We start from the raw sequence: 18,872 nt of genomic DNA on the forward strand, positions 1-18,872 counted from the left end.
CTTTGCTTCATCAAAGCAAAAGAGGTTCTGATGCCCGAGATCACCGGATACCACGCCCATGTCTATTTCGACGCCGACACGCAGCATACGGCGCAACAGGTCTGCGAAGAGGCCGCCCGTCTGTTCCCCGTCCGGATGGGACGCATGCATAGCCGCAATGTCGGCCCCCACCCGCGCTGGAGCTGCCAATTGAGCTTTGCGGCTGATGCCTTCGATCAGGTCACTCCGTGGTTGATGCTGAACCGGCGGGGCCTTACGGTTTTCACCCACCCGGAAACCGGCGACCATCTGGCCGATCACCGCGATCGCGCGATTTGGATGGGTGAAATGCTGGATCTGGACCTGTCGATCTTCGACACGCTTCAGCCCAGCGCCCGCGCCTGATCCCGCAGAACGAATTTCTGCACCTTGCCGGTTGAAGTCTTCGGCAGGGTGCCAAACACCACGGTCTTGGGCGCTTTGAAATGGGCCATGTTGTCTCGGCAAAAGGCAATCAGCTCTGCCTCGGTCGCGGTTGTACCGGGCTTCAGCTCGACAAAGGCGCAGGGGGTTTCGCCCCATTTCTCGTCTGGCCGGGCCACAACCGCCGCTTCCATGACTGCCGGGTGTTTGTAGAGAATGCCCTCGACCTCGACGGAGGAGATATTCTCGCCGCCTGATATGATGATGTCCTTGGACCGATCTTTGAGCGCGATATAGCCATCCGGATGCATGACGCCCAAATCGCCGGATGCGAACCAGCCGCCCTTGAAGGCCCCATCGGTGGCATCAGGGTTCTTGAGATACCCTTTCATCACCACGTTGCCCTGCATAAAGATCTCGCCCATGGTTTCGCCATCCGCAGGCACGGGCTCCATCGTTTCGGGATCGGCCACCATCAAGCCAGACAGCGCCGTATACCGCACGCCCTGCCGTACTTTCAGGGCAGCACGGTCTTCGGGTCCCTTGTCGTTCCATTCATCCTTCCACGCACAAACGACCGAGGGCCCGTAAGTTTCGGTCAGGCCGTAAACGTGCGTGACCTCGACCCCCATCGCCTCCATCGCTTCGATCACGGCGGCCGGCGGCGGAGCGCCCGCGGTCATCACCTTGATCTGATGGTCAAAGTCTTTCAGTTCATCCGGCGCGTGGGCCAACATGTTCAAAACGATGGGAGCACCGCAGAAATGGGTGACCTTCTCATCGCGGAATGCCGCATAGATCGGCTCGGCACGCACCGCGCGCAGACAGACGGACACGCCCGCATTGGCGGCCATGGCCCAGGGGAAGCACCAGCCGTTGCAGTGAAACATCGGCAAGGTCCACAGATAGATCGAATGCTTGGGCATATCCCAGTCCAGCAAATCCGATTGCGCATTCAGGGTGGCGCCGCGGTGGTGATAAACCACGCCCTTGGGATTGCCCGTTGTGCCGGACGTATAGTTCAGCGTGATCGCGTCCCATTCATCCTCGGGCAGTGACCAGTCAAATTCCGGGTCGCCCTCTGATATCAGGGCGTCATAGGTCAGGCTGCCAAGCCTTTCACCGCCCTCAAAGCTGGGATCCTCGATGTCGATTACCAGAATGTCATGATCAACCTGCTCCAGCGCCTCTTTCACGACGCCGGAAAACTCGGGGTCAACCAACAAGACCTTGGCTTCGGCGTGGTTCAGGATGAAAGCGACTATCGGAGCATCCAGACGCGTGTTGATGGCGTTCAAAACGGCACCCGCCATGGGCACTCCAAAATGCGCTTCGTACATTTCTGGGATGTTTGCGGCGATAATTGATACGGTATCCCCCTTTCCGATACCCCGCGCATTCAGGGCCCCCGCCAGCCGGCGGCACCGGGCATAGGTTTCAGCCCAGGTATACCGCCGATCACCATAAACGACCGACGGGTAATCGGGATAAACCTGCGCCGTGCGCTCAATGAACGAGAGGGGCGACAAGGGTGTGTAATTCGCCCGGCATTTGTCCAAATGACGCTCATAGATATTGGTCGCTGCCAACTGCTGATCCTCCCTGCACTCGATTTGCGCGACTTGAGCACAAACTTGGTGCTCTGACAAATCCGTAGTATTACGGTACCCTTATTGACTGGCAATACGGGATGGTGCGATCTGGCCCTACTTAGATCCGGCCATTCGCGGTGATCTGAAGCATCTTAAACATATGCCGGGGCACGCCATTTCCGCACCCTGTGCACCGCACCTCACTGAAAGGACTTGTCATGGACGGCACGTTCAACGAAAACGATCTTTCCCGCGTGGTCGAAGCCGACCGCGCCCATATCTGGCATCATCTGATCCAGCACAAACCCTTTGAAACCAATGACCCCCGCATCATTGTCGAAGGCAAGGGCATGCGCGTCTGGGACCAGAAAGGCAAAGAGCATCTGGATGCGGTTTCCGGCGGCGTCTGGACTGTCAACGTCGGCTATGGCCGCGAATCGATCTGCAAAGCCGTTTACGACCAGCTGATGAAGCTGTGCTATTTCGCCAATTCGGCCGGCTCGATCCCCGGCGCGATCTTTGCCGAGCAACTGATCGACAAGATGCCCGGCATGAGCCGCGTATACTACACCAACTCGGGCTCTGAAGCGAACGAGAAGGCGTTCAAGATGGTGCGCCAGATCGCGCACAAGAAGTACGGCGGCAAGAAGACCAAGATCCTGTATCGTGACCGCGATTATCACGGCTCGACTCTGGCGACGATGTCGGCAGGCGGTCAGGACGAGCGCACCGCACAATACGGCCCCTTTGCGCCTGATTTCGTGCGCGTGCCCCACTGCATGGAATACCGCAAGCACGAACTGGACGGCGCCCCCGAAGAGAACTTTGGCGAATGGGCCGCAGATCAGATCGAACAGGTCATCCTGCGCGAAGGCCCCGACACCGTCGGCGCACTGTGCCTCGAGCCGGTGACCGCAGGTGGCGGCGTGATCGAAGCGCCCGAAGGATACTGGCAGCGCGTGCAGGAGATCTGCAAGAAATACGACGTGCTGCTGCATATCGACGAAGTTGTCTGCGGCGTGGGCCGCACCGGCACATGGTTCGGTTATCAGCAATACGGCATCAAGCCGGATTTCGTGACCATGGCCAAGGGCGTCGCCTCGGGCTATGCCGCGATTGCCTGCATGGTCACCACCGAGGAAGTCTTTGACATGTTCAAGGACGACGCGTCGGACCCGATGAGCTATTTCCGCGACATCTCGACCTTTGGTGGCTGCACTGCCGGTCCGGCTGCTGCGATCGAAAACATGCGCATCATCGAGGATGAAAACCTGCTGGGCAATTGCGCCGCCATGGGTGACCGCATGATGGGCAACCTTCAGGCGCTGATGGAAAAACACAAGGTCATTGGCGACGTGCGCGGCAAGGGCCTGTTCCTGGGTGCCGAGCTGGTCGCAGATCGTGGTTCGAAAGAACCCGTGGACGAGAAACTGGCGCAGGCGGTTGTGGCCGACTGTATGAACCAGGGTGTGATCATCGGTGTCACGAACCGCTCGATCCCAAGCCGCAACAACACGCTGTGCTTCTCGCCCGCCCTGATCGCCACGGCCGATGACATCGACCAGATCACCGACGCGGTCGATGGCGCGCTGGGGCGTGTGTTCGGGTAAGTTCCCTTAACGGAACCTATGAAAACCGGTGCTGAATGCGCCGGTTTTTTTGCGTTCGCGTGGCATCTACGCGGGCTTTCCTGCCATTCGTCTAATTTCTCAGACTTCTGAGAATTCGTTGATAGAACGCGCCGTGTGCATCGTCAGCGGTAGGTTCGGTGATCAATTCCCAATCCAAATCCAGTGTTCCAGCCGGAACTAGTTGCCGCGCGATCTCGGCTGGTGTGGTTTCATCGCTGGTTCCGTTCTCCCAATCATGAAAAGCCGATGAGTATCGAACGACCGCCCCGCTGGTGGGCAAATCGAGCGAACCTCCCTCGGCAAAAAACGTCAACCCGTCACCCATTTCTTCCCCTATGAGCTTGAGCCTAGGTCCCAATCGATGTTTGAGGATGGCGACAAAAACTATCGCAGCCGAAAACGTGAATTTATCGACAAGCACAACAACCTGCCTGCTTGCGTTTTCACAGATGGCGTCGATCAAGGGCATCGTTTTGAGAAAGTCGCCACCGGTGTTTCCACGAATGTCAATCAAGAGCGTTTTTTCCGAGCAAACGCTTACTTGTTCTGCTGCACTTGAGATGGCTTTCGGCAGCGCACCTTCTCCTGAATCGAGAAAACTGGGCAACAGTATCGAAAGCCCAAGTCCCCGCCAGCCCTTAGTCTCCACAAGTCTCTCGGGTGTCCAAGCCGGATCGGCCCGGCCATGCTCGTTTCTCGGGTAGAGCGTTGATGCAGGAACCGTATGACCGTTTTCCACTTTGAATCCGGATATCTGACCGTTCTCGTCTTGCACGCGATACTCGGTCGTTTCGTCTTTTGAGGAAAAACCGAGACGAGCCAAAGCATAGGGCCACACGAGTATAATCGATCCGATTACCCGTTTCCTTTGGCGCGTTCCTGCCAGAAATGTTTCTGAGGCGGCTTCGATTTGACTTAACGGTGTGCCGTTGACTGCAACCAGCTTTCCTCTGGGCGCCGTTGTTTCTGGTGCCGTACCAACTAACTGGATGGCAGTTCCGATGCTCACGAATCTCAGCGGGAGCACCGAGATGGCATCATTCGGAATCAGCCGTGTGTGCCCGTTGTCGGGAAGTGCCAGTAGGCGCATTGTTGAAAACAGAAAGGCCTCTTTTAGACCTTCTGAAGCGTATCTTCGGGCATCACTAATGCAACTGTCTATCGCCGTCTGTTCGATCCGCCGAAAGCTGGGATCGCGTGGCAAGGCAGTTTCTAAAACTTGCTCAAAGTCTTGTACCAGCGACATAGTTTAAGGTGCGCACGACTGCTGGACGATGTCCAGAGTGTGCTTAACACCGACGTCCAATCTATGGAAAGCAAAAAAGCCGCCCCAAATGGGACGGCCTTTCTTTCACTGTCTCTCGAAAGAGGATCAGGCGGTCAGAGCTGCCTGAGCTTTGGCGACGATCGCGCCGAACGCTTCCGGTTCGTGCACGGCCAGGTCGGCCAGAACTTTGCGGTCCACTTCAATGCCGGCCAGGTTCAAGCCGTTGATGAAGCGGGAATATGTCAGGGCCTCGTCATGCGAACGCACAGCAGCGTTGATCCGCTGGATCCACAGGGCGCGGAAGTTGCGCTTGCGGTTCTTGCGGTCGCGGGTTGCATACTGGTTGGCCTTGTCGACGGCCTGACGGGCAACCTTGAAGGTGCTCTTGCGGCGGCCATAGTAACCTTTGGCGGCCTTGATGACCTTCTTGTGACGGGCGTGAGTTACGGTTCCACCTTTAACGCGGGACATCTCTTAATCTCCTCTTAGCGGTCGTAGGGCATGTAGCCCTTGACGATCTTGGCGTCGGGGGCGGACAGGGTGGTGTTGCCACGGGCGTCGCGGATGAATTTCTTGGTCCGCTTGATCATGCCGTGCCGTTTGCCGGCCTGGCCAGCAAGGACCTTACCGGTCGCAGTCACCTTGAAGCGCTTTTTGGCGCTCGACTTGGTCTTCATCTTAGGCATTTCCGTCTCCTTTTTCGGGTTCGGTTCCAGACGCGACTCGGCATGCCATCTCGGCCGGTCACGCGATCAGAAGCGCCGTTTACGCAAGTTCGGTCATACTGGCAAGGGGGTTTGGATCAGATTCTGCGCTTTTTGCCGGCTGATCGGGCGCTGGGGCGACAAAGGCCGCCCCAGTGATTGGGTTTAGTGTTCGAATTTCCGGATTTCACCGGTTTTCAGGCGCTCGGAATACGAGGCCAGCTCCTGACGCACCACTTTCATCAGGAAGTAGAGCGCAAAGACGTTGACCACCGCCATCGCAAAGATCGCCGCATCCGAGAAGTCGATGACCGGGCCAAGGTTGGCTGCGGCACCGATGACGACGAAGATGCAGAAGATGATCTTGAACACCAGCTCTTTGGTGTGGCCCTCACCGAACAGGTAAGTCCAGGCCTTGAGGCCATAGTAGGACCAGCTGATCATGGTTGAGAAGGCAAACAGGATCACCGCAACCGCCAGGATATACGGGAAGAAACTGAACGCGCTGCCGAAGGCGGCAGAGGTCAGGCTGACACCCGAGTTGCCGTCAACAGTGGCAATCGCCGTGCCGGCCTCATTCAGCATGTAGTTGCCGGTTTCCGGATCGATGATCAATTGCTGGGTGATGATGATGACCAAAGCGGTCATCGTGCAGATCACCACGGTGTCGATGAACGGTTCCAGCAAGGAAACGAAGCCTTCAGTGATCGGTTCCTTGGTCCGAACAGCCGAGTGCGCAATCGCTGCCGAGCCAACACCCGCTTCGTTCGAAAACGCCGCACGTTTGAAGCCTTGGATCAGCGCCCCGACCATGCCGCCTGCAACACCCAGACCGGTGAAGGCGCCGGCGAAGATCTGACCAAAGGCCCAGCCGATCATATCCGCATTCATCAAGATGATGACCAAAGCGGTCAGAACATAGAGAATGCCCATGAATGGCACCACCTTCTCGGTCACCCGTGCGATAGACTTCAGGCCGCCGACGATGACCATGAAAACAACCGCTGCGAAGACCAGCCCGGTAATCCAGCCCGGATAGTCACCTACGATTCCCGCGATCTGCTGATGCGCCTGATTGGCCTGGAACATGTTGCCCCCACCCAGCGCGCCAAGGATACAAAAGATCGAGAACAAAACCGCCAGGATCTTGCCACCCGGCAAGCCCAGTTCGTTGAACCCTTTGGACATATAGTACATCGGGCCACCCGAAACGGTGCCGTCTTCGTACTCGTTGCGGTACTTCACGCCCAGCGTACATTCGGTGAATTTCGACGCCATCCCCAGAAGACCCGCCAGGATCATCCAGAAGGTTGCGCCCGGTCCGCCGATGCCGACGGCAACAGCAACACCCGCGATATTCCCCAGACCGACCGTACCGGAAAGCGCCGTGGCCAGAGCCTGAAAATGGCTGACCTCGCCCGCATCATTGGGGTCGGAATAGTCACCTTTGACAAGACTGATTGCGTGGCCAAAAAACCGCATCTGCACAAAAGCAAAATACAGCGTGAAGACCGTCGCAGCGATCACCAGCCACATCACGATCCATGGGAAACTGGTCCCGGGGAATGGCGCGAAGATGAAGCTGACGAATGGACCGGTCAGATCAGCGAAAGTCTGGTTGATTTTTTCATCAAGCCCCGGAGCTTCTTGCGCAAAGGCAGGGCTGGCGACAATGGCGGCCGCCATCGAGGCGCCGAGTTGTTTGAGCATTCTCATTTGTTCCCTCCCTTCAGTTCACAACCGTGACCGGAACATCGGCATGCATCACAAGGTTCTGGGTCGAGCTGCCGAAGATACGTTTCTTGATCCCGTCCGCCGAAGACCGGCCGACAACGATCTGCGAGCCGCCCATTTCCATCGTAATGGCGTTCAAGGTCTCGGCCACGTCGCCGTGGCGAACAACACCCTGCGCTTCAAAACCAGCCTCTCTGAGGGCCTCAACGGCAGGTGTCACGATCCGCGACGTTGCCAGATCAACCTCTTCTTCCCGCCTTTTGTGACGCTGTGCGTTTTCTTCCGGTGTCTGAAAGGTGTAAGGGGACCATTCGATCACATAAGCGACCACCAGTTCACACGACCCGATCAACTTTGCCAAATCCTTGGCAAAGGCAATCACGCGCTCACCGGTCTCTGTCCCGTCGAGTCCTATGACAATCTTTGTTGTCATGTCGTTCCTCCATTATTTTTCATTTGGCCGAGGCCCGTGCCCCCGGCAGGGCAGCCGGAACTTGGAACTTTCAATAAGACCGCCCTATTGGTAAGTATCAGGAATTTTCACTAGGAATTGGGGATTTTTTTGGTCTATATTCAGTGGAAATTGTCGTTCTGCACTAAAATAACAGGAAGTTTTACTGATTAGTAGAGAATTGGACAATATCGATCAACGCATCCTGCACGAGCTTGAGGCCAATGGCCGGCTCTCAATAGTTGAGCTTGCGGCGCGCGTAAACCTTACAAACACGCCCTGTTCCGAGCGTGTGAAACGGCTGGAAAAGAACGGCTATATCAAGGGCTACAGCGCCATCGTCGACAAAGAGAGAATGGGGCTGGCCCTTCTGACCGTCGTACAGGTGTCGTTGACCGCAACGGCCGAGCAATCCCTGGAAAAATTCAACGAGGCCGTACGCGATGTGCCGGAAATCGAAAGTTGCCTGATGGTGGCAGGGTCGTTCGATTATCTTCTGACTGTCCGCACCCGCGATATCGCGCATTTCCGGATGATACTGGGTGAGAAAATCAACAAGCTGCCCGGGATTCACCAAACCAGCTCGTTCACGGTCATGGAGGCCGTGAAAGAGCCGGTTGGCCAACGGGTGTCCGGGCCTTGATACCCGTTCCGGTTATTCGGGATCCGTGCTGTAGATCAGTCGCTCGTCACATGGTGCCACGCGCAGAATGTTGGTGGTACCCGGTACGTTGAACGGCACCCCGGCGGTGACAACGATCTGGTCGGTTTCGGTTGCAAAGCCCCCTGCCCTTGCGGCGCGCGCTGCGTTTACAACCGCGCTTTTGAACCGTTCAAGCTCGGGCGTCATGACGCAGTTGCAACCCCAGCTCAGGCAGAGTCTGCGCGCCGTTCCCATCAGCGACGTCATCGCGATAATCGGAACACCGGGACGTTCGCGCGCGGTCAATGCGGCTGTCGTGCCACTTTGCGTAAAGCAGCAGATCGCCTTGATATCGGTTTTCTCGGCTATTTCACGCGCGGCGGCAACAATCCCGTCCGCAACGGTGGTTCCCTTGGCGGTACGCGAGGCCGCGATGATCTGCGTATATGTCGGGTCGGCTTCGACTTCGATTGCAACCTTGTTCATCGTCTGCACCGCTTCGATCGGATAGGCACCGGCTGCCGATTCCGCGCTGAGCATGATGGCATCAGTGCCTTCGTAGATCGCCGTCGCAACGTCCGACACTTCGGCACGGGTCGGCATCGGGCTTTCGATCATGCTTTCCAGCATCTGTGTGGCGACGATGACGGGCTTGGCTGCCCCACGGCATTTACGGACCAGTCGTTTCTGGATCGGAGGCACGGCAGAAACAGGCAGTTCCACGCCCAGGTCGCCGCGTGCAACCATGATCCCGTCCGACGCATCAAGAATGTCGTCAAACGCCTCAACTGCCGCAGGTTTTTCAATCTTGGACAGGATCGCTGCGCGGCCATCCGCAAGCGCGCGAGCCTCGAAAACGTCCTTGGCGCGCTGCACGAAGCTCAGCGCCAACCAGTCAACACCCAGTTGGCAGACAAACTCCAGATCCTCTCGGTCCTTGGCCGACAAAGCCGCCAGCGGCAGCACCACATCAGGAACGTTGACACCCTTGCGGTTCGAGATCGTGCCACCCACCTCGACCGTGCAATTTGCAAAATCCTGCCCGCAGTCCTGAACGATCAGTCGGATCTTGCCGTCATTCACCAGCAGGCGCGCGCCCGGCTCAAGCGCCGCGAAAATCTCGGGATGCGGCAGGCAGACCCGGTTGATGTCGCCCGCAGCAGGGTCGAGGTCGAGCCGGAAGGACGCACCTTCTTCCAGCTCCTCTGCCTCATTGGCAAAGACACCAACGCGAAGCTTGGGCCCCTGAAGGTCGGCCAGAATGGCAATCGGGCTGTCCAGGTCCTTTTCCACCTGCCGAATAATCTTGTGCCGTTCGCGGATCTCATCATGGCTGCCATGGCTCATGTTCAGACGAAAGACATCCGCGCCAGCCTCGTGCAGGGCACGAATCGTGTCATAGTCATTTGACGCTGGCCCCAGCGTCGCCACGATTTTCACATTTCTTAGGCGTCGCATTGGCATAGACCTCCTTACGTCATCTCAAGTTTGCAGATCGGCTTCCGCGAAATGTTACCGCAAACATCGTTTCGATGCTTATTGCGCAATTCCCTTTTCAAAGCAACTGCCCTACACCAGCGGCAAACAAGATGACAGGCTCATGACATACAACCCGTTTTTCGTCCACGGTGCGGATCGCCCGTCTCGCTGGCTGATTACATGCGACCATGCAACCAACACTGTTCCCCCTGACGTAAATGGCGGCGACCTCGGTCTGCCGCGCGAGGATATGGAACGCCATATCGCCTATGATGTCGGCGCGTATGAGGTGTCGAAACACTTGGGCGAGATCCTGAACGCACCGGTGATTGCCGCCAATTTCTCGCGGTTGGTCATCGATCCGAACCGGGGTGAGGACGATCCCACGCTGTTGATGAAGCTCTATGACGGGTCAATCATCCCCGGAAATCGCCATGCAGATGATGACGAGCGCGAACGTCGCCTGAATATGTGCTACCGCCCCTACCACGAGGCGCTGGCACAAATGGCGGCCCTGCCCCATGCTGTGATCGTCTCGATGCATTCCTTCACCCGCCAGCTGCGCGGTCGTGAGCCGCGCCCATGGCACATTGGCGTGCTGCACACCTCGGACGAGCGGTTCTCTGGCCCGCTGATCGAAAGGCTTCAGGCCGAGGATGATCTGTGCGTTGGCGTCAACGAGCCGTATACCGGAGTTCTGCCAGGGGATGCGATTGACAAACACTGTACCGCGTTTGGACGCCCCAACGCACTGATCGAGCTGCGCAACGACTTGATCGCAGACCATGCGGGGCAAAGGGAATGGGCCGAGCGATTGGCGGTGATCCTGCAAGATGCATTGGAAGCCAGCGACCTTTGACCGCAAGTCCTGCGCGTGCTGTTGTGAGCACGGCCTTCATGTCCCATATCAACTGGGAAAGGGGGTCATCATGACACAAGAGTTTTTGACGACGTTTTTTGGTTGGATGGCCGTGCTCAATATCGCGGTGCTTCTGTTTACCACCCTGATGGTTCTGCTTTTGCAGGATTGGATTGCCGACATTCACGGCAGGATGTTTCGGATGGAACGCCCGGATGTGAAACGCGCCTATTTCAGGTATCTTGCGAACTACAAAATCCTGACGCTGGTTTTCTGCATCGTGCCTTGGCTAGCATTGAAATTGATGTGAAAAGGCGCTTCGGCACGTCCGTTTCTTGTAACGGGTCCACTGGATTGTTAGGTCAGAAGCAACTCATTCGCCATCCGGAGCCAGATCATGGACAAGCAAACCGAAATTGAACTTCAGGCTGCCGCATTTCGCCGGTTGCAAAAGCACCTGATGGAAGACCGCACGGACGTTCAGAACATCGACATGATGAACCTCGCCGGGTTTTGTCGCAACTGCCTGTCGCGCTGGTATCAGGAAGCGGCAAACGAAAAGGGAATCGAACTGGGCAAGGATGAAGCCCGCGAGATTTTCTACGGCATGACGATGGATGAATGGAAATCGAAATATCAAACCGAGGCCAGCCCCGAGAAACAGGCCGCCTTCAAGGTTGCGTTCGAAGAAAACGTCGGCACGAAAGACTGACAACGCAGTGCTCAAAAAGGCCCGCCGATCCGGCGGGCCTGTTGATTTGGATTACCGTTTCAAGCTGTTGTGCCACGCCCGCCATACGCTTATTCGAGGCCCCTGGCCCAGACCGAAAGAGCAGAAGTCATGCGAAAAGCCCGTTTGCCTTGCCAAAATCAAGGTAGCACCTTTTGCTACGCAGGTTGTCGAGCACGTCTTCACCGGCGGAATTAGTATCTGAATGATACTCGGTAATTCCGGTGCCCTCTAACATACGATTCATCAAGTTGAACAAACCGCAAACTTGTATAGCGTCAAACAGCGCATTCTCGGACCAGCCGGCATCGTAGACTGCTTTTGCATCGGCTTCAGTCATGCGGGAGGGGCTGGTTGTTAATTTCCCGGAATAAGCCAAAATGGGTTTTAGACTGTCGTCGATATCCGCGCTTTCAAGATCATCCATCAAATCCTCGATGGTGCTGACATCAATGCCGAAAGCCTTGGCATGCACGGTGTGCGCGCCATGACAAAAAGCGCAAGCGTTCAATCCGGAGACATAGGCTGCAATGATCTCTCGTTCCGCGATGCTGAGTTCACTGTCGCCCCGCATGACACGATTTTGGTACTCTGCCAGAGGTCCAAGTTTCTCCGGGAAAGCGCGATAGACGTGGCCCAGATTCGCGTCTTCGGGCATAGACGGAAACAGGTTTTTCATTTCGACCTCGCGAAAATCAGTATCTTGCATCCTAGCTGGGCTCCGGGCTTTCGCAAACAAGCAACCTTTTGCATGTCGCGAGGCGGCATGGATTAGTTGGTGTTATCCCCGAGTATTGCAGTCAATTGCCGCGTTGCACGGTGTCAGAGTGCGCAAACTGTTGGCTAGCTTTAGGCATGCATGGAGTGCCTGGACCTGTTTTGGAAGCTGTGGAAGCCTGTGACTGATGATCCAGCCATTGCCGCAAACACGGGGGTTTCGGGTGACCACAAGACATTGGACATCTAGCGTGGTTTGGCCTTCAATCCACGCTCCTTGCCCAAAACAGACATCTTTAGCAGTCACATTACGATCCTTCACGAACTCTGGGTTCGGTCAGGTACCGAGCCGCTCGCCCACTATTGGAGCTGCAAAATATCCGGAACGCAGAGTTTTCGTTTGGCCGGCATTTTATCCGCACCATCAGATCGTTTCAGCCTTTTCGGCCCATCCTTGACCTTGACGTTCGGCTTGGACAATGGACCCCTCAAAGTCACTGGCCAGGGGCTTTTTGAAAGGGGTTCGCCAATCTTTCGGGGTTGCAGGTTCAAATCCAGAGATTTTCCCGCCACATTAACATCGCCAAAGACAACAACCTGGACATGATCTGTTTCCAGGGTGGTTTGTTTTGTCGAAAAATTTCCATTTGAAATATTGATCGGCGCGCGCAAGCATACGATTGGCGCAACCTTTTGTTTTTCTTTTGTAAATACCCAAGGCAAGACCCCAAGGCCCGCCAGATCCAGAAGCTGCGTTTCGATCGAGCCGTCCCGCATTGAAACTGTGGCGCTGCCATTCATGGTGTTGGCAAAGTGTTTTGGTGAATCAGTTCCGCCGGTCACCGAAAAATCAGCATAGATCGTACCGCTGGCGCCCTTTTTGAAGTTCAGATTGTGGAGGATGTCATCCAGCTGCCAGCCGCCCGCCTTGCCGGTCAACGTAAGCAGATGCGCGTCATTCGACAGATCCATTTGCCCGCTGACGTCGAAATGGGCGCCTCCGTATTCAAACTTCAACGGCCCGGCCTTAAGCTCTTCTTCGTTAAGAGTCAGATCACTCTGCAAACTGCTTATGCCTCTGGCGCCTTCGATATGCCGAAGATCAATATCAACATCCATATCCATACCGGACAAGAGAATTGAACGGCCGATAGGTTCAAGCGTCACATCTCTCAGCGGACCGGTGGCACTGTCTTCTTGATCGGCATCTTCCTCGTCTGCCTCTGAACCGCCTAACTTCCTCAACTGTGCGACGGCCTGAATGATGGTACGGATCTGATCTACCTTGATCAGCTCACTTTCAATAGTACCCCGCAATACAGGGGCACTTGTTGCATCATCAAGATCGGCCACGATTTGCAGGACAGAGTCGGCTACCTCGACAGCAGCATTTGCGTTCCAATCCGTGCCCTGGCTGACAAGCCCGATTTCAAACCGCGCAGGACCGGTTTCGACACGTTCAAGTGACAGCGCCTCCAACAGATCCGCCCCGGATGGGACATCGACATCAATTGCCAGATCCAGATCCTCGAATTTGAGCACGTTCTTGACCTTGCCATGCACCTCGAGATTCCAGACTTCCGTTTCGCTTGTCCGGCCATCCAGATTCGTTAAAGACAGCTGATTTATGCCGCCGTTCAAATGAAAGTTGCCGGAAAACCTGCCAAGCTGGTCGTCCGGCCCTAACAACTCTGGAGAGATCAGACTGCTTGCCGGAATATCCATCAGACCTTCAGCTGATATGCCTTGCAACCTCAGCGCATCATCGACCGAGCCGTTCAAAATGACAAACGGATCAGCGGGGTTCCCAATTCTTAGGTTGATGCTTCCAACACGCAAGGCGCCTTCGGGTGTTCTGGATAGCTCGGAAAACTTGATTGGAGGCGGGCCTTCGCCCGAGGTGTCCAATGTGAACCCGTTGGTTTTGATAACCATTTGTCGCTGAGGAACCTGCCCAGGAACACTGTCCATTACCATATCAACCGCAACAAGTTTAAGATCATATCGTGATGCGGCGGGGGCTGGTTCAGCATTTTCCGGGTACAACCGAATACGTGTTGTCAGCGATACATCTTCGGGGTTTCCCAATTCCCCGATTTGCCCGTTCAGCGAGAGGCTTTGACCACCATCCAACTCCGCCAGCACGGCCAGATCATCGATCCGGGAAGTGCCGTTAGCCGTTTGGAACGTTGCGCCAATACGCCCAGAGCCTTCCAATACTCGATCAAGTTTCAGGATGTCGAGAAGCTGACCAAGTTCCACAATCTCTATCGTCGTCCTCACCTCAAGCCCGGCTTCCGTAGGGACTTCTTCGGCAAGAATAGAGACTTGTTCAAAAACCGCTGTTATCCGAAACGGGTCTTCCGCTGGAAACGTTCCGCTGAGCTCAAACCTCTCGCCGTTCAGCGAACCTTCCCCAGCCGCAGAGGCCGTGTTGGTTTGATCGTCACGCTTCAAAAGAAGTTCAGGAAGCTGCAGATTCAGTTCAAGCCCATTCAATTCATTCTGATAAAAAATGGTGATGTCGGTCAGCTCAACTGTGCGGTCCGACAGAATTCCTGCGACCGGCAGCGTCGGAGGTTTTGCGGTTTGCGAAGCTGCTGCATTCGGTTGAGCAACAGAGTGCCAATTTCCAACGCCATCCTTGTCAGTGATCAGGTTCAGGTGAAGACCCGAGACAGAGAGGCCACTTAGAGAAAGCTTATTGTTCCAAAGGTCACGCGCGGAAACCTCGAATTCAAGTTTGTCGATTGCCGCCAGCTTCGCATCTGCTTCCGGCGCCCCCGGTAGTACCAACCCCGCCGCTGATATCTGCAACTGCCGACCCAGACCGAGACGCACTTCATCTTCTATTCTGACATCCTGACCAAGTTTCTTACTGATCAGGTTCTCGACAAAAGTGGCCCTGACCGAAGAAAACAACGCGGAGGACAGGAATAGCCAGGCCGCAAAGACAGAAACAAGCGCAATAGCGCAACAAATGAAAACACCTTTGACAACGTATCTCACGCTTCTCTCCCAAGGTTCCAAGTCATCTTGAGCATCCTCATCAGACTGGTCCAAGTTGATTGTTAGTGCATCATCGGCCTGTAATCCATTGAGATGATGGATTTAGGTGCACTAAAGCGATAACCACGTTGGCTGAGTGAGCATTTTTTGTTGCGATGTCTTCTCGATAGTTCAATCGGTGTTCATGCGGCGAGCGGGTCGTAAGTGACTTCGCCGCTTGAGCGGGTCACATTTAAAAGAAGCGAAGAGTTGTCACCCTCAGCAATATCGTCGGAAGCGCCGGTCTATCCGCAGTGTCGACATGCTTGTTGTCGGCTCCAAACCAAAAAGCCAATGGAAATCGGTACGCGAGCGTCTTTAACGTTAATATCACTCAGTATGGTGTTAAATCATGGATTAAGAGCATTTATCCAAATCTAATAGATAAGATTTGGCCCTTAGGAATCGTTTTATGCGTCTTTTGTGTCTGTGAGTTTCGTTTTGCGAGGCTGTCGCGGAGAAGCCATTGATCCATTGGATCAGTTGGATTGATTTTGGTTTGAGGGTTTGTTTTGGGAATTGCGACGCAGGTTACGGGAGCAGGGTTTGAACCTCTGACCTTCAGGTTGTGAGCCTGACGAGGTTTGATCGTTAAGCAAACAGTCCAGTGGACTGTTTGTAGATCGAACGGGCTGCTGGAAGTTGGTTGCGGGGAGAGGATTTGAACCTCTGACCTTCAGGTTATGAGCCTGACGAGCTACCGGACTGCTCCACCCCGCGCCAGTGTCAGTTATTGTGTCATCGTGTTAGAGAGATGTGGGCTTTTACTAGGTTTGGCGGTGACCTACTCTCCCGGGGCTTAAGCCCAAGTACCATTGGCGCGGCAGTGCTTAACTTCCGGGTTCGGGATGGGACCGGGTGTTTCACTTGCGCTATGACCACCAAACCGAGGAAAAGCCCACGTCGCTCTTTTTGCTTTGCAAAAAGGCGGCGCGCGGGAGGCAGCGCATTCGCTTGCGAATGCGCGTTCCCGCACGGTTGTAATTATCAACCAACAGTGTCGCTTGGTGCGACACGATCATCCATTGTCAAGGTCGGTGTATGCTTTGGTCTTGTCTTTCCATTACTGGATCAAATCAAGCCTATCGGGCGATTAGTACCGGTCAACTGAACGCATTACTGCGCTTACATCTCCGGCCTATTGACGTGGTGGTCTTCCACGGCCCTCAGGGAGACCTTGTTTTGAGGGGGGCTTCCCGCTTAGATGCCTTCAGCGGTTATCCTGTCCGATCATAGCTACCCAGCACTGCCGTTGGCACGACAACTGGTCCACCAGTGGATCGTTCACCCCGGTCCTCTCGTACTAGGGGCAACTCCTCTCAAGTCTCCTACACCCACGGCAGATAGGGACCGAACTGTCTCACGACGTTCTAAACCCAGCTCACGTACCTCTTTAAACGGCGAACAGCCGTACCCTTGGGACCTGCTCCAGCCCCAGGATGAGATGAGCCGACATCGAGGTGCCAAACACTGCCGTCGATATGGACTCTTGGGCAGTATCAGCCTGTTATCCCCGGCGTACCTTTTATCCGTTGAGCGATGGCCCTTCCACTCGGGACCACCGGATCACTATGGCCGTCTTTCGACTCTGCTCGACTTGTCAGTCTTGCAGTCAGGCTGGCTTCTGCCATTGCACTCAACGAGCGATTTCCGACCGCTCTGAGCCAACCTTCGCGCGCCTCCGTTACGCTTTAGGAGGCGACCGCCCCAGTCAAACTACCCGCCACGCAGGGTCCCGGATCCGGATAACGGACCGCGGTTAGACATCAAGAGTGCGAAGGGTGGTATCTCAAGGGAGGCTCCACCGCGACTGGCGTCACGGTTTCAAAGCCTACCACCTATCCTGCACATCACAATCCTGATGCCAGTGCGAAGCTGTAGTAAAGGTGCACGGGGTCTTTCCGTCTAACCGCGGGAAGCCTGCATCTTGACAGGCAATTCAATTTCGCTGAGTCGATGTTGGAGACAGCGGGGAAGTCGTTACGCCATTCGTGCAGGTCGGAACTTACCCGACAAGGAATTTCGCTACCTTAGGACCGTTATAGTTACGGCCGCCGTTTACCTGGGCTTCAATTCAAGGCTCTCACCTCTCCTTTTAACCTTCAGGCACCGGGCAGGCGTCAGACCCTATACGTCGTCTTGCGACTTCGCAGAGCCCTGTGTTTTTAATAAACAGTCGCCACCCCCTGGTTTGTGCCCCCAGCCCCTAGTTGCCTAGGAACCGGGCCTCCTTCTCGCGAACTTACGGAGGTATTTTGCCGAGTTCCTTCAACATCGTTCTCTCAAGCGCCTTGGTATGCTCTACCAGTCCACCTGTGTCGGTTTAGGGTACGGTCTGATGGAGGGCTATTTCCAGGAACCACTCAGCAGCCCAATCAATCCGATAAGATTGAACTACACCTGTGATCCGTCACATCCTCCTGGCCTAGGAATATTAACCTAGTTCCCATCGCCTACGCCTTTCGGCCTCGGCTTAGGGGCCGGCTTACCCTGCTCAGATTAGCTTTAAGCAGGAACCCTTGGACTTTCGGCGAGAGTGTCTCTCACACTCTTTGTCGCTACTCATGTCATCATTCTCACTAGTGATCTCTCCACCGGATCCCTCACAGGCCGGCTTCATCGAAAGAACTCTATCCTGCGCTACCGCCTATTCGGCTACTTGAGCGCGATTACTCGCGCCACATAACCGGCGGCAATACAGGATGAGTTCTATGTCACACTACGCTCTGCTACCATGCCTTACGGCATCCTAAGCTTCGGCTCATGGCTTGAGCCCCGTTACATCTTCGCCGCAGGACAACTTGTTTAGACCAGTGAGCTGTTACGCTATCTTTAAAGGATGGCTGCTTCTAAGCCAACCTCCTGGTTGTTTTGGTCGTCCCACCTGCTTTCCCACTTAGCCATGAATTGGGGGCCTTAGCTGTAGGTCAGGGTTGTTTCCCTCTCCACTACGGACGTTAGCATCCGCAGTGTGTCTGCCATCTAGTACTCCCGGGTATTCGGAGTTTGGTTAGGATCAGTAAGCCTGTGGGGCCCCATTACCCATCCAGTGCTCTACCCCCCGGGGTATTCGGATGACGCTCTACCTAAATAGATTTCGCAGAGAACCAGCTATCTCCGAGTTTGATTGGCCTTTCACCCCTAGGCACAGCTCATCCCGATCCTTTTCAACGGATGTGGGTTCGGTCCTCCAGTAAGTGTTACCTTACCTTCAACCTGGCCATGCCTAGATCACTCGGTTTCGGGTCTGATCCCACGAACTCATGCGCCCTATTAAGACTCGCTTTCGCTACGCCTACACCTAACGGCTTAAGCTTGCTCGTGAGACCAAGTCGATGACCCATTATACAAAAGGTACGCCGTCAGCTCGCAAGGAGCCTCCGACTGATTGTAGGCGTTCGGTTTCAGGTACTGTTTCACTCCCCTCGTCGGGGTGCTTTTCACCTTTCCCTCACGGTACTGGTTCGCTATCGGTCAGCAAGGAGTACTTAGCCTTCGAAGGTGGTCCTCCGATCTTCAGACAGAATTTCACGTGTTCCGCCCTACTTAATACGTCCGTCAAAGCTTCCTATACGGGGCTGTCACCCGCTATGGCCACGCTTCCCAACGTGTTCT

15 protein-coding genes, 1 tRNA gene and 2 rRNA genes (1 of these 18 running past the window's edge) are annotated in these 18,872 nt (G+C 55.4%); 6 read left to right on the plus strand and 12 right to left on the minus strand.

Going from position 1 to position 18,872, the window contains the following annotated elements:
- Window positions 1-30: 30 nt before the first annotated feature.
- A complete protein-coding gene (locus GOW60_RS10335) occupies window positions 31-384 on the plus strand; it encodes a DOPA 4,5-dioxygenase family protein (RefSeq protein WP_152457005.1) in 354 nt (117 codons plus the stop codon).
- Here the strand turns inward: GOW60_RS10335 and GOW60_RS10340 are convergent.
- Entirely contained in the window at window positions 363-1,991 is a 1,629-nt protein-coding gene (locus GOW60_RS10340; protein ID WP_171229182.1) for an acyl-CoA synthetase, read from the minus strand. The two genes, GOW60_RS10335 and GOW60_RS10340, sit on opposite strands and share 22 nt — an antisense overlap.
- 221 nt (window positions 1,992-2,212) lie before the next feature.
- On the opposite strand from GOW60_RS10340, the gene GOW60_RS10345 reads away from it, so the two are divergent.
- Window positions 2,213-3,604 carry an aspartate aminotransferase family protein gene (locus GOW60_RS10345; protein WP_171229222.1) on the plus strand — a complete coding sequence of 464 codons (1,392 nt, stop codon included), beginning with the start codon at window positions 2,213-2,215 and terminating at the stop codon, window positions 3,602-3,604.
- 91 nt (window positions 3,605-3,695) lie between these two features.
- Here the strand turns inward: GOW60_RS10345 and GOW60_RS10350 are convergent, their stop codons facing one another.
- The 5 genes from GOW60_RS10350 to GOW60_RS10370 all read right to left on the minus strand — a co-directional run bounded on the left by GOW60_RS10350 (window position 3,696) and on the right by GOW60_RS10370 (window position 7,763).
- Window positions 3,696-4,871: a peptidase S41 gene (locus GOW60_RS10350; RefSeq protein ID WP_171229183.1), complete on the minus strand. Its 1,176-nt coding sequence runs from the start codon at window positions 4,869-4,871 to the stop codon at window positions 3,696-3,698.
- A gap of 126 nt (window positions 4,872-4,997) precedes the next feature.
- Window positions 4,998-5,363, minus strand: a complete 366-nt coding sequence (rplT, locus tag GOW60_RS10355; protein WP_152457001.1) for a 50S ribosomal protein L20 — start codon at window positions 5,361-5,363, stop codon at window positions 4,998-5,000.
- Between the two features lie 14 nt (window positions 5,364-5,377).
- Entirely contained in the window at window positions 5,378-5,578 is a 201-nt protein-coding gene (gene rpmI, locus GOW60_RS10360; RefSeq protein ID WP_010443552.1) for a 50S ribosomal protein L35, read from the minus strand.
- Window positions 5,579-5,761: 183 nt separating this feature from the next.
- Window positions 5,762-7,312: a sodium:alanine symporter family protein gene (locus GOW60_RS10365; RefSeq protein ID WP_171229184.1), complete on the minus strand. Its 1,551-nt coding sequence runs from the start codon at window positions 7,310-7,312 to the stop codon at window positions 5,762-5,764.
- Between the two features lie 13 nt (window positions 7,313-7,325).
- Window positions 7,326-7,763 (minus strand): universal stress protein, encoded by a 438-nt coding sequence (locus GOW60_RS10370; protein WP_171229185.1) that lies wholly within the window; start codon window positions 7,761-7,763, stop codon window positions 7,326-7,328.
- Window positions 7,764-7,962: 199 nt separating this feature from the next.
- Between GOW60_RS10370 and GOW60_RS10375 the strand changes: the two genes are divergently transcribed.
- Complete coding sequence (locus GOW60_RS10375; protein WP_174830357.1) at window positions 7,963-8,424, plus strand: Lrp/AsnC family transcriptional regulator; 462 nt, start codon at window positions 7,963-7,965, stop codon at window positions 8,422-8,424.
- A gap of 12 nt (window positions 8,425-8,436) precedes the next feature.
- Here GOW60_RS10375 and pyk read toward each other — a convergent pair whose 3' ends face one another.
- The gene (pyk, locus tag GOW60_RS10380; protein WP_152456997.1) at window positions 8,437-9,882 is read right to left on the minus strand and encodes a pyruvate kinase; all 1,446 of its coding nucleotides are present in this window, start codon (window positions 9,880-9,882) and stop codon (window positions 8,437-8,439) included.
- Window positions 9,883-10,024: 142 nt separating this feature from the next.
- On the opposite strand from pyk, the gene GOW60_RS10385 reads away from it, so the two are divergent.
- The 3 genes from GOW60_RS10385 to GOW60_RS10395 all read left to right on the plus strand — a co-directional run bounded on the left by GOW60_RS10385 (window position 10,025) and on the right by GOW60_RS10395 (window position 11,474).
- The gene (locus GOW60_RS10385) at window positions 10,025-10,762 is read left to right on the plus strand and encodes an N-formylglutamate amidohydrolase (protein ID WP_171229186.1); all 738 of its coding nucleotides are present in this window, start codon (window positions 10,025-10,027) and stop codon (window positions 10,760-10,762) included.
- A 70-nt stretch (window positions 10,763-10,832) separates the two neighbouring features.
- On the plus strand, window positions 10,833-11,072 hold the full coding sequence (locus tag GOW60_RS10390; RefSeq protein ID WP_152456995.1) for a DUF6868 family protein: 240 nt from the start codon (window positions 10,833-10,835) through the stop codon (window positions 11,070-11,072).
- An 87-nt stretch (window positions 11,073-11,159) separates the two neighbouring features.
- A complete protein-coding gene (locus tag GOW60_RS10395; protein WP_152456994.1) occupies window positions 11,160-11,474 on the plus strand; it encodes a DUF1244 domain-containing protein in 315 nt (104 codons plus the stop codon).
- A gap of 127 nt (window positions 11,475-11,601) precedes the next feature.
- On the opposite strand, the gene GOW60_RS10400 is transcribed toward GOW60_RS10395, so the two are convergent.
- The 5 genes from GOW60_RS10400 to GOW60_RS10420 form a co-directional block, all read right to left on the minus strand.
- Window positions 11,602-12,201: a carboxymuconolactone decarboxylase family protein gene (locus GOW60_RS10400; protein WP_254430130.1), complete on the minus strand. Its 600-nt coding sequence runs from the start codon at window positions 12,199-12,201 to the stop codon at window positions 11,602-11,604.
- Between the two features lie 368 nt (window positions 12,202-12,569).
- The gene (locus tag GOW60_RS21415) at window positions 12,570-15,218 is read right to left on the minus strand and encodes an AsmA family protein (protein WP_171229187.1); all 2,649 of its coding nucleotides are present in this window, start codon (window positions 15,216-15,218) and stop codon (window positions 12,570-12,572) included.
- 682 nt (window positions 15,219-15,900) lie between these two features.
- Window positions 15,901-15,977: transfer RNA gene (locus GOW60_RS10410), tRNA-Met, on the minus strand.
- Between the two features lie 51 nt (window positions 15,978-16,028).
- Window positions 16,029-16,143: ribosomal RNA gene (gene rrf / locus GOW60_RS10415) — 5S ribosomal RNA — on the minus strand.
- Between the two features lie 186 nt (window positions 16,144-16,329).
- A 23S ribosomal RNA gene (locus GOW60_RS10420) occupies window positions 16,330-18,872 on the minus strand; it runs 323 nt beyond the window's last position.

It is taken from the genome of Ruegeria sp. HKCCA4008, assembly GCF_013033125.1.
In the GTDB taxonomy this organism is placed as follows: domain Bacteria; phylum Pseudomonadota; class Alphaproteobacteria; order Rhodobacterales; family Rhodobacteraceae; genus Ruegeria.

Coding starts and splice junctions, on each gene's coding strand:
- GOW60_RS10335 (WP_152457005.1), top strand. CDS start 31: ATGCCCGAGATCACCGGATACCACGCCCATGTCTATTTCGACGCCGAC.
- GOW60_RS10345 (WP_171229222.1), top strand. CDS start 2,213: ATGGACGGCACGTTCAACGAAAACGATCTTTCCCGCGTGGTCGAAGCC.
- GOW60_RS10350 (WP_171229183.1), bottom strand. CDS start 4,871: ATGTCGCTGGTACAAGACTTTGAGCAAGTTTTAGAAACTGCCTTGCCA.
- rplT (WP_152457001.1), bottom strand. CDS start 5,363: ATGTCCCGCGTTAAAGGTGGAACCGTAACTCACGCCCGTCACAAGAAG.
- rpmI (WP_010443552.1), bottom strand. CDS start 5,578: ATGCCTAAGATGAAGACCAAGTCGAGCGCCAAAAAGCGCTTCAAGGTG.
- GOW60_RS10365 (WP_171229184.1), bottom strand. CDS start 7,312: ATGAGAATGCTCAAACAACTCGGCGCCTCGATGGCGGCCGCCATTGTC.
- GOW60_RS10370 (WP_171229185.1), bottom strand. CDS start 7,763: ATGACAACAAAGATTGTCATAGGACTCGACGGGACAGAGACCGGTGAG.
- pyk (WP_152456997.1), bottom strand. CDS start 9,882: ATGCGACGCCTAAGAAATGTGAAAATCGTGGCGACGCTGGGGCCAGCG.
- GOW60_RS10385 (WP_171229186.1), top strand. CDS start 10,025: ATGACATACAACCCGTTTTTCGTCCACGGTGCGGATCGCCCGTCTCGC.
- GOW60_RS10390 (WP_152456995.1), top strand. CDS start 10,833: ATGACACAAGAGTTTTTGACGACGTTTTTTGGTTGGATGGCCGTGCTC.
- GOW60_RS10395 (WP_152456994.1), top strand. CDS start 11,160: ATGGACAAGCAAACCGAAATTGAACTTCAGGCTGCCGCATTTCGCCGG.
- GOW60_RS10400 (WP_254430130.1), bottom strand. CDS start 12,201: ATGCAAGATACTGATTTTCGCGAGGTCGAAATGAAAAACCTGTTTCCG.